The following is a 16,260-nucleotide window of genomic DNA, read 5'->3' on the forward strand; positions in this document are numbered from 1 at the left end:
AGATTAAAGTGCGGTTATTTTTTGACGAATATTAAATTATTTTTCGTTTAATACACGTGGAAATAAAATATTATTTTCCAAATGAATATGGTGCATTAAATCATCAATAAATTCATTAATACCACTATATAAGGCTTTCCAACTGAAACAAGCATCTGCTGGTGGTGTGCAGTTATTAGTAAGTGATTTGATCACTTCCACATCTTGTCCCGCTTCATCGTGTTCCATTTCCATTACACGAATTGGCATTGAGGCCATAGCATAATTCCCCATTTTGATCATTGGGAACAAAATTTGTTCTTCTTTCATTAAATGCTGGCTAAGTTCAGCATAAATTTTTTCTAATTGTGCGGCTACGCCGATAGGGCAGTCATCACGATCACCATGTACATTTTCTACTTTCTCCGCCAATGTAATTAGTTCAGGGAGTTGTTCACGGTGGCGATTATGAAAACGAGTAATAATGTGATCGATCATTTCTGCATAAGATGCCGTAGTCCAATCTTTATCATTATTTTCTGCTTTACTTTGTTGTAAATCAGTTAAACGTTTTTCAATTTCAGCAAGATTAAGATTCTTTTGTTGTGCTGCGACTTCTAATAATACAGAACCTCCGCAGCAAAAATCTAAATCATATTCACGAAAAATTTTAGTTGCACCTGGAATTGAAACAGCAAGCTCGCTAAGTTTTTGTTGGGCAAAAGACATAAATCACTCCTATATTGATTAAGTAAAAATAAATCCGATAAAAATGGTAGGATATTTTTCTGATTATGAAAAGTAGAGAGATTTATTTATTGATTAAATTATGATTTAAATCAATAAAAATACCTCATAATAATCAGGTCAAAATTTATGGTTATTTACATAAATAAGATTAATTATCACTAATGAGGCAGCTTTAAATTCATTATGTATTTTTTTATATAATTGATTTTTAATAATTTAGGAAAATACTGATTTTCATCAATATTATTGATTGTTTTTATGAAGTGAAATCTTTTAGAATGACGACAAATTAAATTTAACGCATAACTCCGAGCTTGTTTAGCCTAAGTTTCACAAGAAATACGGCGACAAGCCAATAACGCCGTGTGTTATTCAGGGATACGCTGGAAACGGTTTATCCTCTCCGTATTTAGAAAGGTGTAAAATGCAATCCATTCCTATCAAGAACGTAGGAGAGTCTCGCTTAGTCGATCCTTTCCAACGCCAATATTATTATCTACGACTGTCGATTACCGATCAGTGTAACTTTCGTTGTACCTATTGTTTACCTGATGGTTATCAACCCGAAGCCAACAAACCAAGTTTCTTAACTTTAAAAGAAATTACCCACCTTGCTCAAGCGTTTGCTGAAATGGGCACAGAGAAAATCCGTTTAACGGGTGGCGAACCGACTTTACGCAAAGATTTTATTTCTATTGCTGAAAGCATTGCTAATATTGATGGAATCCGTCAATTAGCTGTCACGACAAATGGCTATCGCATGGCAAAAGATGTGGCTGATTGGAAGAAAGCAGGAATTACGTCTATTAACGTCAGTGTTGATAGCTTAGATCCAAAAATGTTCCACCAAATTACGGGTATCAATAAATTTGATGACGTGATGCGTGGTATCGATCGTGCGTTTGAAGTGGGCTACAACAAAGTCAAAGTTAATTCAGTTTTGATGAAAAATTTGAATGACAAAGAGTTTGAACAATTCCTTGTTTGGGTCAAAGATCGCCCAATTCAAATGCGCTTTATCGAACTGATGCAAACGGGTGAAATGGATAGTTTCTTTGATAAACACCATCTTTCTGGACAAGTCTTAGCTGATAAATTGTTGAAAAATGGTTGGACATTACAGCATAAATCCCATACAGATGGCCCTGCAAAAGTCTTCACGCATCCTGATTATGCTGGCGAAATTGGCTTAATTATGCCTTATGAGAAGAATTTCTGCGCAAGCTGTAATCGTCTCAGAGTGTCAGCGAAGGGCAAACTTCATCTCTGTTTATTCGGCGAAGAAGGCATTGAATTACGTGATTTATTGCAATCCCATGAACAGCAAGATATTTTGCAAGCACGTATTTTTTCTGCATTGCAAGGTAAACGTGAACATCATTATTTGCATATCGGTGATAGTGGCGTAAGAAATCATTTAGCTTCTATCGGTGGCTAAAAGAAAATAGGTGACTTTTACTGTTCACTTATTTTGCTTTCATCACACATGTAAAACATTCAATATTTTAACCGCACTTTTATTTTATTATGACTACATTTACGCATATCAATTCTCAAGGCGAAGCCAATATGGTGGATGTTTCTGCAAAAGCAGAGACCGTTCGTGAAGCTCGTGCTGAAGCCATCGTTACTATGTCAAAAGAAACCCTTGCTATGATCGTGGAAGGCAAACATCACAAAGGCGATGTATTTGCTACAGCACGTATTGCAGGTATTCAAGCGGCAAAACGTACTTGGGAACTTATCCCGCTTTGCCATCCATTGTTACTTTCTAAAGTAGAAGTGAATTTAGAACCGTTACTTGAAACCAATCAAGTTCGTATTCAATCTCTTTGCAAATTAACCGGTAAAACCGGCGTAGAAATGGAAGCATTAACCGCTGCAAGTGTGGCTGCCTTAACCATTTACGATATGTGTAAAGCCGTACAAAAAGACATGGTGATTGAGCACGTTCGCCTGTTAGAAAAGAGTGGTGGAAAATCCGGTCATTTTATTGCGGAGGAAAAATAAGATGTTAAATGTTTTATTTTTTGCTCAAACTCGAGAATTAATCGGGGAAGATTCTATTCAGCTTGAAGGCGATTTTGCGACAGCAGAAGCGGTGCGTGAACATCTTGCTCAAAAAGGTGATAGATGGGCGTTAGCGTTAGAAAAAGGAAAGCTTTTAGTCGCCATTAATCAAACCTTGATGCCATTAGAAAGTGCGGTCAAAAATGGTGATGAAATTGCGTTTTTCCCACCTGTAACAGGAGGCTAAATGACGGATATTCAAATTTCAGTACAAGAACAACCTTTTGATCAAAATGTCGTTTACCAATGGCTTTCTGAGCAACATTCGGTTGGCGCAACGGTTATTTTCGTGGGTAAAGTACGCGATCTTAATTTAGGCGATGAGGTATCCAGCTTATATTTGGAACATTATCCCGCAATGACAGAAAAAGCCTTACGTGAAATTGTAGAACAGGCGAAAGTCCGTTGGGATATCCAGCGAGTATCTGTAATTCATCGTGTGGGACTTTTACATACTGGTGATGAAATTGTTTTAGTTGGTATCAGTTCAGCTCACCGAGGTGATGCTTATCACTCCAATGAATTCATTATGGACTTCTTAAAATCCAAAGCCCCATTCTGGAAGAAAGAACAAACCCATCAAGGTGAACGTTGGATTGAAGCAAGAGAAAGCGATAAAGAAGCGTTAGAGAAGTGGTAATAAATAAGTAAAATTAAATTTTATCTCACTTAAATCTTAGACGGTTATTGGTTAGAGAAACTGTTATTTAAATGCGATTGTGTAGTGTTTATCCATAATAAAATCAGCACCTTAATTACGGGTTTGTTTACTCCTGCTTTTGAGGTGCAGATCATTTTAGGGCACTTTTTTATTCGCCTTTAACTACGCTGCCCATTTCATTTTATCGCGACGTTTCATTTGATGAATCGTATTGGTTACTGTGCCGACAATAGGTAAATTTGACCAATCTTTTGTATTTATATTTGGTGTAGTGGAATCCAATGCCATGAAAAGGTAATTGCCGCTATGCGCCATAAATTCATAGACATGAAATTCGTTATTTTCTTCTAGCACAACAAGATCACCTGAATAAAGATCGTCATTTTTTTCGACGACTAGCATATCTCCAGTTTCAATTCCCCAAGCTAACATATTTGGATTAGTTACATGAATAAAACAGGTCTGCTTTGGACGCTTAATGCAATAAAGATTCAAGTCTAGTTTTTTATTGAATTTAAGGCTGTCATCCATATCACTGAAAAAAGGGAGTGGATTATAAGAAAAATCCATTTCATATTGTGAAGTCAAAGTTTGGTTGCTCATTCTCTTATCTCCTGTTAAATAATATGGATAAATAACCTTTTACCTTGTTTTTTTGTACAGTTAAAGTTTACTGGTATTTCATACAGGGTGTCAATAGGTTAAATAAAAATTTTTTTTATAAGTATGTTTTTAGAAAATATCTAACAAATTTAGAAAAAAGTTCACTTATTGGATAAAAAATAACAAAAAATATTTTCTTTCGATAAGAATTTACGCTATCTTTAATTCCCTTGTAGGTGGATTGGTAACAATCTGAAGTTAAATTTATTGAAAAGAAAGATAAAAGTATGAACACATCTCGTTTATTTCGTCTGTTATTCCAGGGCAATTTAGTAAAAAGAATTGCAACTGGTTTAGTTCTAGGGATCATTATTGCGCTTGTTGGACCTGCACTTGAAGGTGCTTTGGGTTTTAATATTGCGGAAAAAGTAGGCGTTTTAGGTAGCATCTTTGTTAAAGCATTGCGTGCTGTTGCGCCAATTTTGATTTTCTTCCTTGTTATGGCTGCGCTTGCAAACCGTAAGATTGGTACGAAAAGCAATATGAAAGAAATCATCGTGCTTTACCTTTTAGGCACCTTCTTAGCGGCGATTGTCGCAGTTATTGTAGGGTTCGTATTCCCAACGGAAGTTGTACTTGCAACCAAAGAAGATGCAAGCTCAGCGCCACAAGCTGTTGGTCAAGTTTTATTTACCCTTATCTTAAACGTGGTGGACAATCCATTAAATGCAATTTTCAAAGCAAACTTTATTGGTGTATTAGCATGGTCTATCGGTTTAGGTTTAGCGTTACGTCATGCATCTGATGCAACTAAGAACGTATTATCTGATTTCGCTGAAGGCGTATCAAAAATTGTTCACGTCATTATTTCTTTTGCGCCATTTGGTGTATTCGGTTTAGTGGCTGAAACCTTATCTGATAAAGGATTAGTCGCATTAGGGGGTTATGTGCAATTACTTGCAGTATTAATCGGTACAATGTTATTTACTGCTTTTGTTATTAACCCAGCATTAGTTTATTGGAAAATTCGTCGTAATCCGTACCCATTAGTATGGACTTGTGTACGCGAAAGTGGTGTAACTGCATTCTTCACACGTAGTTCTGCGGCAAATATCCCAGTAAATATTGAATTAGCAAAACGTTTAAACCTTGATGAAGAAACTTATTCTGTTTCTATTCCATTGGGTGCGAACATCAATATGGCAGGTGCTGCAATCACGATCACAATTTTAACGTTAGCTGCAGTACACACATTAGGTGTGGAAGTATCTTTTGTTAGTGCGATTTTATTAAGTATCGTGGCTTCTCTTTGTGCTTGCGGTGCATCTGGTGTGGCAGGTGGTTCATTATTATTAATCCCATTAGCATGTAGCTTATTTGGTATTTCTGATGATGTAGCAGCACAAATGATCGGTGTAGGTTTCATTATCGGTATTTTACAAGACTCAACTGAAACCGCATTAAACTCATCAACTGACGTATTATTTACTGCGGCAGTATGTATGGAAGAAGAACGTAAAAACGCAGCATAATGATGATGCAAATAAAAGAGCGGGCTATGCCCGCTTTTTTTATGTGATTCTATATGCAAAGTGCGGTCTATTTTGATAGACTTTTGCCACGTTTTATTTCCCTACAAATAGGTAAGAAAAATGAACCACTTAATTATTTTTGCTCATCCTAATTCTAAGCGTAGTTTTGGGCGAGCGATTGCTAATCGTATTGAGCAAATTAGTCAAGAAAATGGTGTAAATGTATTTTTTCGTGATCTTTATGAAATGAATTTCAATCCAATTTTATCTCATGAAGAATTGCAGAATGCTAACAAAGGTATTATTCCAGAAGATATTCAGCAAGAGCATGATTTTATTCTTCAAGCGGATTTAATTACGTTGGTTTATCCCCTTTGGTGGATGGGCTTTCCAGCAATATTGAAAGGTTATTTAGATCGCGTATTAAGTCATGGCTTTGCCTATAAAACGGAAAACGGCGAATCAGTGGGATTGCTCAAAAATAAGCAAATGCAGCAATTTATTACGATTGGCAGTAATGTTGATAAATATAAAGAATTTGGTGTAGATAAGTCCCTCAATCATTGTTTGATTAATGGACTGTTTAATTACTGTGGCATTGAAAATGTTGAGTTTGAATTATTCGGTGATATTCATTTAATTGATGATGAGGCGCGTAAAGCAATGATTGAACTTGCCGCTCAAAAAACACAAGAAAAATTGACCGCATTTTTAAAGGAAAAAGCGTAATGTCTGAAAAACAAATTAATAATTTTTCATTAATTAGTCGATTATTCGGTAATCTTTTTTATCGTTCTCCTACCGATGAAGTACTTGCAGGCGCGTTCACTTGGTTGCAACAAAAAGGTTTGAGTCAAGTTTGGGCGTTAGATACTGATAAAGAGAGTGAATTAGCGCTGAATAGCTTACAAGTTAAAATTGATCTCAATTTATTGAATCAAGAGTATCAAAAATTATTTGGTACCAGTGGTAAAGTTATGACTGCTATTTCAGCTTATGACATTGATGTTGAAGAATTTATGAATTTTCGCCTTGTACGCAATATGCCAGAGGTGGAAAGTGCGGATCATTTTGCCTTATTATTGCTTACAGCTTCTTGGCTTGAAGATAATTCGGATTCTTTAGTGGCTCAACAAGAATTCTTTGAAACTTTTTTATTACCTTGTGCAGCGAAGTTTTTAACTCAAGTAGAAAATCAAGCAACTTTGCCTTTTTATCGTGCATTGGCCCTTCTTACACGAGAAATATTGGCGGCAATGGCGGATGAATTGGAAGAAGAGTAGGCAATATTTTGCTTTCCTCTAAGTCTTGAGGAAAGCAAGAAATATTTTATAGATAGGTTACAAAATCTTTTGTATCGATAACACGACATTCACGTTCGGCTTTTTCCATGCCTATGCCAATCATGACTAACGCAATCACACGATCTTGTTCACGACATCCGAAAGCTTCTCGTAATGCAGTGCCATTAACCCATTTCCCTGAAATCCACACATTATCAAACCCTTGTGATTGTGCAGCCAGTTGTAATCCATAAGTTGCACAGCCTGCACTCAACATTTGTTCCCATCCAGGTACTTTAGCAATAGTTGGATCTATCTTTGCTACGACACCAATGACCATAGGCGCTCGATGTGCTAAATTTTCAGCTTTATTTAATTTTTCTTCACCCAAATCAAATTCCACAACGGCTGCTTTAAGTAGCGTTTCCAATTTATTTAATCCATCATTTTCCATTACAACAAAATGATAAGGATGTAATTTCCCATGATCTGGTACGTGCATTGCTGCTTGGAGAATAAGTTCAAGTTGTTCTGTATTAGGCGCAGGTGCGGTCAATTTTTTGTTTGATTTTCTTGTTGTTAAAAGAGTTAACGCATCCATTTTATTATCCCTTATAAGTAAAAGTGCGGGTCATTATAGCATAGTTTTTGACAAAGCTTTGTGATACGCTAGCGCAAATTTTTTAAAGGTAATTTGTATGTTTCGAGTATTAAAATTATGTTGGAAAGTGCTATGTTTCATTCGTGATCTTGTGATGAATGTTGTGTTTTTAGGCTTTGTACTATTGCTAGTGGTGATTATTAGCTTTTCAAGCGGAGGAAAAAAATCTACAACATTAACAGGGGAAGGCGCGTTATTACTGAATTTAGATGGCTATCTAGCGGACAACCGAAATGAAACACTTCGTTGGCAAGATGCGTTAAGCGAATTGAATGGCGAGCACGTCCCTCGAAAAATTTCGACGTTTGATGTGGTATTTGCCATTAAACAAGCGGAAGATGATCCTAAAATTAAAGGATTAGTACTCTATCTTAATTATTTTGAAGGGGCAGATTTACCCGCATTAGATTTTATTGGTGGCGCTATCAGCCAGTTTAAAAATGCAGGAAAACCAGTGATCGCCTATGCGGATAATTATTCTCAAGGACAATATTATTTAGCGAGCTTTGCTGATGAAATTTATTTAAATTCAATTGGAAGTGTGGATATTCACGGTTTATCGCAAGAGAATTTGTATTTCAAAGAAATGCTCGACAAATTAGCCGTTACACCACATATTTTCCGCGTGGGAACGTATAAATCAGCAGTTGAACCATTTTTACGCAACGACATGTCTCTTGAGGCAAAAGCAAATATGCAGCGTTGGTTAGGTGAAATGTGGAATAATTATGTTTTATCCGTCAGCGAAAATCGTAAGATTAAGAAAGATAACGTTTTGCCGAATGCGAAACAATATTTATCGGATCTTAAAGCATTAAAAGGCAATAGTACCGCTTATGCCCAACAACGTGGATTAGTAACCGATGTTGTAACTCGTTTGGATTTAGATAAAAAACTTACCGCACTTTTTGGGAAAGGGAGTGACGGGAAAGCGAATCTCATTGAACTTGATGATTATTTGACTCAACTGCCTGATCGTTTAGAACATTACAATGTACCGAATAAAATTGCAGTCGTGAATGTTGAGGGAACGATTGTAGATGGTGAAAGCGATGAAGAAAATGCTGGTGGTGATACTATTGCACGAATTCTCCGTAAAGCTTACGATGACAACTCAGTAAAAGCCGTTGTTTTACGAGTCAACTCACCGGGCGGTAGTGCTTTTGCTTCAGAAATTATCCGACAAGAGACTGAAAATTTACAGAAAATCGGTAAGCCAGTGATTGTTTCTATGGGGGCTATGGCCGCATCTGGTGGTTATTGGATTTCATCCATTGCGGATTATATTATTGCCGATGCAAACACCATTACGGGCTCTATCGGTATTTTCGCGATGTTCCCGACTTTTGAAAATAGCATTAAGAAAATAGGCGTGAATGCAGACGGTGTTTCAACCACTGAATTAGCTAATACATCCGCATTTTCTCCGTTAGTAAAACCAGTGCAAGATATTTATCAAACAGAAATTGAGCATGGTTATGACAGATTTTTAGAGATTGTCAGCAAAGGCCGCCAGCTTTCTAAAACACAAGTAGATAAACTGGCTCAAGGTCAGGTTTGGTTAGGCAGTGATGCATTCCAAAATGGTTTAGTGGATGAAATTGGTTCTTTTAATGAAGCGGTCAATAAAGCAGAACAATTAGTGAATCAACGCCAAGATACTGCCGTGCAAGATTTTAGTGTGGAATGGTTTACAGATGATAACGTTAGTTTAATTAGCACTTTATTGCGCGACACGAAAAAAGGGGCGCAAGAGCAGTTAGTTAAATGGCTTGGTCTGCCGGATCCAATTCAAAAATTACAAAAAGAATTGAATGTATTAACTAAATTTAATGATCCTAAAGGTCAATATTTGTATTGTTTGAATTGCGGGAAGGTTAAGTAATAATTGAAAAAGGGCAGAATTAAATCTGCCCTTTCGCTTATAAAATATACGCTTCTTGAATATGATGTGGTTTTTGCTCTTCTTCTGGTGGAAGTTTCATATATTCTCCATAATATTGCGTTAAGTGTTCGTGATATCCATTCATTACTTGAAATTGTCGTCCTTCAAATTCTTTATAAATAACGTGATTAAAATATTCCTTTGGCATATAAGATTTTTGCCATCCTCCGCAATCGTCATAATCAGATAATACAAGACCAATATAATCGCATTGTTTTATCGGATATGTTATTTGAAATTGCTCTAGATTTTTTTGCATTTTGGAAAATATTAAATGGCTCAATTTATTAAGTATTGCTTTCCATAAGGTATTTTCTTTTTCTCTTAACCATCTTTTCTTGCAAGAATAGAAACGGCGATGAGTTCTTCTATATTTTTTCATAAAAGAGCAGATGATCTTTGGATCATTTGGCACCCCATCATAGATGAATATATCTATAAACATTGCGCTTTTTTTTCCATCAATTTCGGTTATTTGAGTACGACAATCAAAGATTTTTGCCATTTCTCCAGTCTTTTGAGCAAGTATGTCTTCTGCCGTTTCAATATTGTAGTATTCGTGAGTTTCTTGAAACCAAACATCAACGAACCTTTGATATTCATCGCGGTGCATATAAACATCAATGTCATCATCCCAAGGGATAAAACCTTTGTGGCGTATTGCACCGATTAATGTTCCACCACCAAGAGAATAGCTAATTTTATATCGTTCACACAGAGCGTGGAAATAATCTAAGATGTCTAGACAAACGAGTTGTTGTTCTCTAAGTGTCAATTTTTTCATTATTTTTCCTTGTTTGGTGTAAGTTTTTGTAAAATATGACGATAATCATCAAGGTTATCCATTTCAAATATATCATCACTGTTAAGTTGTTCCGTATAGATATTCAATTTCTCTATATATTCCATTGGAATTGTGTCCCAATAAAGTTTTGGATTTTTTAACCGCACTTCATTTAAGTAATCTTTGATTAAATTTAGAATGGTATTGCAATCCTGTGTAGTCCAGAATGATATTCCTGACAAACTGGGTTGATTCAGTGAACCAATATCAATACGTATTACTTGCCCATTGCTATTTAAAATCGGTAGCCACTCATTATGCGTTTTAGAACGGATAACCGTGAAATATGTGCTGTGTGATGGCTTAGTTAGAAAAATATTTCGATTAAGTACAACATCCGCATCAATCACATAACAATCATTAAAGAAGTCTCGAGCTAGAGAGAAGGAATAAATACTATTGTATTCTCTATATTTTTCATTATGAATTAGAGTGCAACTATATTTTTCTTGTAGATAATTGAATTGTTCATGTAAATACCCTGTAACAATGACAATATTGTCGATATTTGCTTTACGTAGAAAAGTGAGTGTCCGTTCTAAGTTAGGTGTTCCATGAATATCTAATAGAGCTTTATGAGTGGTTTGTGTGATTTCTTTAAAGCGGCTGCCTAGGCCTGCGGCTAAAATGATTGCATTCATTTTTGTTCCCCTTTGTAATAAAGTGTAACGATCACTCCTGCACTTAATAATAAGGTGAGTAGTAAGGTAATGGGCTTAATTGGCTGTTTATAGAGCAGATAACCAAGTCCAATTGCCCATACAGAATATGTGATATTTAATGCCATTGCTTTGATTGGTTTTAACATATAAATCGCTTGGTAATAGCAGTAGTAAGATAATGCACCAAAGATTATTACACCAGCAATTTGTACATAATTAAAACTAAGTATATCTAGTGAGAAATCTTTCAAGGAAAGAATAAATAGAATCAATAAATAACCAATAGTTGAACCACATAGTCTTAAAAAATACACTTGAAGTCCAGAGAGAGAACGCATTGTATAGGAGGATATTACTATTTCGGATGACCACCCTAATATACAAATTATTAAAAAAATAAAACCGATGGTATTAAAGGTTATTTCTTGTCCTACTTCAATAGCAAGCAACGAAGAAGAAATAATAGCCAAAGCAAACCCGAATTGGGCTGTTTTGGTAATTTTTTCTTTTAGAATCCAATAAGACATCAGTGCGGCTAAAACTGGGAATAGAGAAGAAAGCGGTGCTGCATAATATATTGTTAAATAGTGGATGCTTAATAAATATGCCGACATCCCCAATGGCCCGCCGAATACTCCCGATAATACGGGGGACCAAAAAATCTTTTGAAAATTAACCGCTCCTCTTCGCCACAATGTTATGCCTATTGCAAGCAATGAAAAAAAATCAATTAAAAAGAGTAATGAAATTACTTTTCCCAGCGCAGAGAATCCACTTAATGGTAATTCGTTATACAGAAGTCCAGATAATGCCCAAAATATAGCGGATAGTATTCCAAATAGATAACCGTGCATCACAGTAATTCCTCTAAAAGTTTAAATGCAGCATCCAAGCGTTTTATTGCATAATCGCCAAAATCTTCACCATGTTCTTCTTTTACTTTTGTCCATAAAAACCATAGTACATTTTGGCAAAAACGATGAATTTTTAATCGGTTATGGGCTGTTTGAAGTTCTGTCGAATTGTATTTATTTGTATGATTGCAATAGACTTCTAATAGAAAATCAGCAGCTTCTATTGATAAATTACCTTCCTCAATGATCGTCGCTATATCAAATAACGGATCATTTAAGCCTGAATATTCCCAGTCGATAAAAAATAACTGGTTGTCTTGCAATAGCATATTTTCAGGGACTAAATCATTATGACATGGACGTAAAATTAAGCCTTTATTGATATTTTCAAACTGCCAGAATACAGTTGAAAGTTTATTCATTCTAGGATTTGCTTGAAAAAAAGCGGATTTGTTTTCTAACAATGAAAAATACTGGCGAAACTCATCAAATACACTAAACACATTGCGGAAAATAAATTCACTGTTGTGTAAACGATATAAATTATTCGCAACTAGAGACAAACAACTTTGTTCGTTTAATTGCGTTTGACTTAAAGGCTTGCTATTGTCTAAATAACGAGTCAGTTTTACCCCACTTTTTGCATCCAATACGGGAGTTTCTACATTTAAACCAGCACGATATGCCTGTGCATTATTGAATGCCTCATATTCTCGATTAATAAGTGATAAATTAACAGCGTTAGGGATCCGCAATACAAACTTCATCCCTGAAATATCAAGTAGAACATTTTGATTGGTCATTCCCCCAATATAAGAAAAAGGAATGGAATGTTGATTAAGAAAATCAAACAGTTTTTCTGGTTTATAGCAAGTTTTAACAAATTCTATAATTTGATTGATTGATTGATTGATTGATTGATTGCATGGCATTTTTGTATTCATTCTTATATTTACGCTTTATTTAATTTTAATACTTCAAAGTTATTTTTGTAAGATATTGAATCTTATCAATTTATTCAACTTTTGAACCTTTCAACCACTTTCTCACCCAAGCTCGATTAGCTGAAAGGTTATGTAATATGGCCTCGCTTATTGGTAATGGCTCGTCATAAATGATTGAAGCTAAGGTATCGCCTAAGAGTGGGGCGGAGGTCAGCCCGCGAGAACCTAAGGCTGCCGTTAAAAAAAGATTCTGAAAATTTGCCGCACTTTGAATAGGTTGTTTGCGGCGGCGGAGGTTGAATAAATTGTAATAATTCGCTTGTTGCTGTTCAAAATTAGGTACGTTTCCAACCATTGGGGCAAGATCTCTTACAGAGCAGCGGATGCCTATACGAGCAAGATTGCCTGATGTATCCACATCTTGAGTCCAAGGTTGGGCGATATTTTGTTGGATTTTTTGTTGATTTTCTTGTTGTTCCTGTTCGCTAAAATGGCGATCAACGTTATCACGAACATGGCTTGCGCCGATGCAATGTGAGGTTTTTAATTGATCGGCTGGGGTGAGATAACCATCATAACAAAGTACAGATTTCAGTTTGAGTAAGTTTTCTGATGTTGGAATTTGGCTGACTTGCCCGCGGATAGGGTAGAGCGGTAGCTTTTTTGTTTGAACAAAATCAGTAATTTTATATCCGTTCGCAAGAATGACGACTTCATGGCGGTATTTTTGACCTTGCGTATTTTCTAGTTCCCAACCTTTTTCTTGTTGAGAAAGTGCGGTAATTTTTTGTGAGGTTTTAATGACGACCCCCTGCTTTTCAAGAAATGAAAAGGCATTTTGAACAAATTGTCTTGGTGCAAGCCAAGCCCCTTGTTCAATCCAACCGCCTTCGCAATTAAGCGGTAATCCCACTTTTTCACTGAGTTGTTCAGCATTCAGCATTTGGAAGATTTCGTTCGGTAAACCAAGTTGAGAAATCTTTGTTAATTTAACCGCACTTTTTTCGTTGTAAGCACATAGTGCCACGCCACAAAATTCGTGCTCAAACGCTATGTTTTGTGCGATTGCCCAATCAAGTAATTGACGACCGTAACTGAAAGCGTGTAGATAAAAATCAACGGTGAGCGCATTATCATCACTAAGTTGCGGATAAAATGCCCCTTGTTTATTGCCTGAGGCATTGAGTGCGAGCGCTTCATCCTCACAATAAATGGTGACTTTTGCCCCACGTTTTACTAAGGAAATGGTAGCACAAAGAGATGCAATACCACCGCCGATAATAGCGACATCTTGTTTTTCCATTTTCGTAGGCTGAGCAAGATACCAAGGTGTAGAAAGTGCGGTAGATTTTGATTGTATTTTTAGCCCACTTAAACATTCTCGTTTTTTGCCGAAGCCTTTACGTTTTGTCACATTAAAGCCTGCGGATTCAAGTCCTTTTCTGACCGCGCTTGCTGCGGTAAAGGTGGCAAAAGAACCATTGGGTTTTGTGAAACGAAACATCAAGTTATATAGATCATCATTCCACATTTCGGGATTTTTGTTTGGCGCAAAGCCATCTAAAAACCAAGCATCAATACGTTCATTCATATAATCGCCAAGTTGTGGCAAGTTTTCTGATACATCACCCAGCCATAAATCTAACGTGGTCTCTTCAAAATGAATACGATGACAACCTAGAATCAATGAAGGCCAATAACGTTGCAAATGAGCGCTTAAATTTTCAAACTGCGGATAGGCAAGATGCGATTGCGAAAGTGCGGTGATTTTTAGCGGATATTTTTCAAAGGAAATAAAATTAAGGCGTTTTAAAGGATGATTCTCGTGTTGCTGGCGAAATTCACGGAACAATTTGGTTACCGCAAAGAAATTTAATCCTGTACCAAATCCTGTTTCAGCGATGACAAAATTAGCCTCGTTGTGGCTTATCCAACGTTCCCAAAGTTGATTACCTTGTAGAAAAATATAATCTGTTTCTGCCAATCCATTTTCGTTAGAAAAATAGACATCATCGAATTGATCGGAGACGGGAATATGGTTTTGATTGAAGTGAATCTCAGCATGTTGCACGCTAAAGGTCATTTTTTATTCCTTCCTTGCCTAATGAAATTTGCGTATAATAACGCGATTTTCTAAACTGGTCGAACAAATGAATTATTGCTTGAAATATTTTTATTTCGTAGTAATTTTGAGCCGTTATTTTTACATATAAAACAATAAGGAAGAAGCAATGAGAAGAGCTGTAATTACAGGCTTTGGGATTATTTCAAGTATCGGTAACAACAAAGAAGAAGTATTGGCTTCATTAAAAGCAGGGAAATCAGGTATTGAAGTTGTGCCTGAGTTTGTAGAGATGAATATGCGTAGCCATGTTGCCGGAACAATCAAATTAAACCCAAGCGAGCACATTGATCGTAAAGTGTTCCGTTTTATGGGTGATGCAGCGGCTTATGCTTATCTTTCTATGCGTGAAGCGATTGAGGATGCAGGTTTAACAGAAGATCAGGTTTCTAATGATCGTACTGGTTTAGTGATTGGTGCTGGCACGGGGTCTGCACATAATCAATTAGTGGCGTGTGATGCGGCTCGTGGTCCTCGCGGTGTAAAAGCAATTGGACCTTATGCAGTAACGAAAACTATGGCTTCAAGTGTTTCCGCTTGTTTAGCCACCCCTTATAAAATCCGTGGTGTGAACTACTCAATCAGCTCTGCTTGTGCAACCTCTGCACACTGTATCGGTCACGCAGTTGAATTAATCCAATTAGGTAAACAAGATGTCGTTTTTGCGGGTGGTGCAGAAGAATTATCTTGGGAATGTGCAACTGAATTCGATGCAATGGGTGCGGTTTCAACTAAATACAATGATACCCCAGAAAAAGCTTCTCGTGCTTACGATGCAAACCGTGATGGTTTTGTTATCGCAGGTGGTGGTGCTGTTGTAGTGGTTGAAGAATTAGAACACGCATTAGCACGTGGTGCAAAAATCTACGCAGAAATCGTGGGCTACGGTGCAACCTCTGATGGTTACGACATGGTAGCACCAAGCGGTGAAGGTGCTGAGCGTTGTATGAAACAAGCAATGGCAACGGTAGATACTCCAATTGATTACATCAACGTACACGGTACATCAACACCAGTTGGTGATGTGAAAGAATTAGGTGCAATCAAAAATGTATTTGGTGACAAAATCCCTGCGATTTCTTCAACCAAATCAATGACCGGTCACTCTTTAGGTGCAGCAGGTGCACACGAAGCAATCTATACCTTATTAATGTTACACAATGACTTCATTGCACCAAGCATTAATATCGAAACATTAGACGAAGCAGCTGAAGGTTGCAATATCGTGACTGAAACAAAAGAAAATGCTGGCTTACAAACTGTGATGTCCAATAGCTTCGGTTTTGGTGGTACAAATGCGACATTAATTTTTAAACGTTATAACGGTTAAAACTCTTCTATAAAAAAAGC

The 16,260-nt window shown here is 36.6% G+C and carries 17 protein-coding genes and 1 riboswitch; of the genes, 9 read left to right on the forward strand and 8 right to left on the reverse strand.

The features are described from left to right. Positions 1-36: 36 nt before the first annotated feature. Entirely contained in the window at positions 37-708 is a 672-nt protein-coding gene (gene ytfE / locus AAX18_RS03275) for an iron-sulfur cluster repair protein YtfE (RefSeq protein WP_046952940.1), read from the reverse strand. 315 nt (positions 709-1,023) lie between these two features. Further along, positions 1,024-1,165: riboswitch (molybdenum cofactor riboswitch) on the forward strand. Here ytfE and moaA point away from each other — a divergent pair. The 4 genes from moaA (at position 1,154) to moaE (ending at position 3,439) form a co-directional block, all read left to right on the forward strand. Further along, positions 1,154-2,167 (forward strand): GTP 3',8-cyclase MoaA, encoded by a 1,014-nt coding sequence (gene moaA, locus AAX18_RS03280; RefSeq protein WP_046952941.1) that lies wholly within the window; start codon positions 1,154-1,156, stop codon positions 2,165-2,167. Its footprint overlaps the riboswitch before it by 12 nt. An 89-nt stretch (positions 2,168-2,256) precedes the next feature. Beyond that, positions 2,257-2,739, forward strand: a complete 483-nt coding sequence (gene moaC / locus AAX18_RS03285; protein WP_005625811.1) for a cyclic pyranopterin monophosphate synthase MoaC — start codon at positions 2,257-2,259, stop codon at positions 2,737-2,739. 1 nt (position 2,740) lies between these two features. Next, positions 2,741-2,986 carry a molybdopterin synthase sulfur carrier subunit gene (moaD, locus tag AAX18_RS03290; protein ID WP_005625813.1) on the forward strand — a complete coding sequence of 82 codons (246 nt, stop codon included), beginning with the start codon at positions 2,741-2,743 and terminating at the stop codon, positions 2,984-2,986. Further along, positions 2,987-3,439 (forward strand): molybdopterin synthase catalytic subunit MoaE, encoded by a 453-nt coding sequence (moaE, locus tag AAX18_RS03295; protein WP_005625816.1) that lies wholly within the window; start codon positions 2,987-2,989, stop codon positions 3,437-3,439. 183 nt (positions 3,440-3,622) lie between these two features. Here the strand turns inward: moaE and AAX18_RS03300 are convergent, their stop codons facing one another. Continuing rightward, on the reverse strand, positions 3,623-4,063 hold the full coding sequence (locus tag AAX18_RS03300; protein WP_046952942.1) for a LexA family protein: 441 nt from the start codon (positions 4,061-4,063) through the stop codon (positions 3,623-3,625). 287 nt (positions 4,064-4,350) lie between these two features. Between AAX18_RS03300 and sstT the strand changes: the two genes are divergently transcribed. The 3 genes from sstT (at position 4,351) to AAX18_RS03315 (ending at position 6,878) form a co-directional block, all read left to right on the forward strand. Beyond that, positions 4,351-5,595: a serine/threonine transporter SstT gene (gene sstT, locus AAX18_RS03305; protein ID WP_005626569.1), complete on the forward strand. Its 1,245-nt coding sequence runs from the start codon at positions 4,351-4,353 to the stop codon at positions 5,593-5,595. A 120-nt stretch (positions 5,596-5,715) separates the two neighbouring features. Then, positions 5,716-6,324, forward strand: a complete 609-nt coding sequence (locus AAX18_RS03310; protein WP_046952943.1) for an NAD(P)H-dependent oxidoreductase — start codon at positions 5,716-5,718, stop codon at positions 6,322-6,324. Then, entirely contained in the window at positions 6,324-6,878 is a 555-nt protein-coding gene (locus tag AAX18_RS03315) for a TorD/DmsD family molecular chaperone (protein ID WP_046952944.1), read from the forward strand. The genes AAX18_RS03310 and AAX18_RS03315 overlap by 1 nt, the downstream gene beginning before the upstream one ends. Before the next feature lie 46 nt (positions 6,879-6,924). Here the strand turns inward: AAX18_RS03315 and AAX18_RS03320 are convergent, their stop codons facing one another. Continuing rightward, a complete protein-coding gene (locus AAX18_RS03320; protein WP_005626570.1) occupies positions 6,925-7,479 on the reverse strand; it encodes an NAD(P)H nitroreductase in 555 nt (184 codons plus the stop codon). 97 nt (positions 7,480-7,576) lie between these two features. Between AAX18_RS03320 and sppA the strand changes: the two genes are divergently transcribed. Next, on the forward strand, positions 7,577-9,424 hold the full coding sequence (gene sppA, locus AAX18_RS03325; protein ID WP_046952945.1) for a signal peptide peptidase SppA: 1,848 nt from the start codon (positions 7,577-7,579) through the stop codon (positions 9,422-9,424). 37 nt (positions 9,425-9,461) lie between these two features. Here the strand turns inward: sppA and AAX18_RS03330 are convergent, their stop codons facing one another. The 5 genes from AAX18_RS03330 to mnmC all read right to left on the reverse strand — a co-directional run bounded on the left by AAX18_RS03330 (position 9,462) and on the right by mnmC (position 14,871). After that, positions 9,462-10,268, reverse strand: coding sequence for a LicD family protein (locus tag AAX18_RS03330; protein WP_046952946.1), 807 nt, complete (start codon positions 10,266-10,268; stop codon positions 9,462-9,464). Continuing rightward, positions 10,268-10,969 carry an NTP transferase domain-containing protein gene (locus tag AAX18_RS03335; RefSeq protein ID WP_046952947.1) on the reverse strand — a complete coding sequence of 234 codons (702 nt, stop codon included), beginning with the start codon at positions 10,967-10,969 and terminating at the stop codon, positions 10,268-10,270. Before AAX18_RS03335 ends, AAX18_RS03330 begins: the two co-directional genes overlap by 1 nt. Further along, positions 10,966-11,844 (reverse strand): DMT family transporter, encoded by an 879-nt coding sequence (locus AAX18_RS03340; RefSeq protein WP_046952948.1) that lies wholly within the window; start codon positions 11,842-11,844, stop codon positions 10,966-10,968. The genes AAX18_RS03335 and AAX18_RS03340 overlap by 4 nt, the downstream gene beginning before the upstream one ends. Next, complete coding sequence (locus tag AAX18_RS03345) at positions 11,844-12,788, reverse strand: phosphotransferase (protein ID WP_046952949.1); 945 nt, start codon at positions 12,786-12,788, stop codon at positions 11,844-11,846. Before AAX18_RS03345 ends, AAX18_RS03340 begins: the two co-directional genes overlap by 1 nt. A gap of 70 nt (positions 12,789-12,858) precedes the next feature. Beyond that, positions 12,859-14,871, reverse strand: coding sequence for a bifunctional tRNA (5-methylaminomethyl-2-thiouridine)(34)-methyltransferase MnmC2/FAD-dependent 5-carboxymethylaminomethyl-2-thiouridine(34) oxidoreductase MnmC1 (mnmC, locus tag AAX18_RS03350; protein WP_046952950.1), 2,013 nt, complete (start codon positions 14,869-14,871; stop codon positions 12,859-12,861). Between the two features lie 148 nt (positions 14,872-15,019). Here mnmC and fabB point away from each other — a divergent pair, with 148 nt between their 5' ends. Next, positions 15,020-16,240, forward strand: coding sequence for a beta-ketoacyl-ACP synthase I (gene fabB / locus AAX18_RS03355; protein ID WP_005628954.1), 1,221 nt, complete (start codon positions 15,020-15,022; stop codon positions 16,238-16,240). The last annotated feature ends 20 nt before the right edge of the window (positions 16,241-16,260 follow it).

Origin of the sequence: Haemophilus haemolyticus (assembly GCF_001008205.1) — a bacterium.
Classification (GTDB): Bacteria; Pseudomonadota; Gammaproteobacteria; order Enterobacterales; family Pasteurellaceae; genus Haemophilus; species Haemophilus haemolyticus_Q.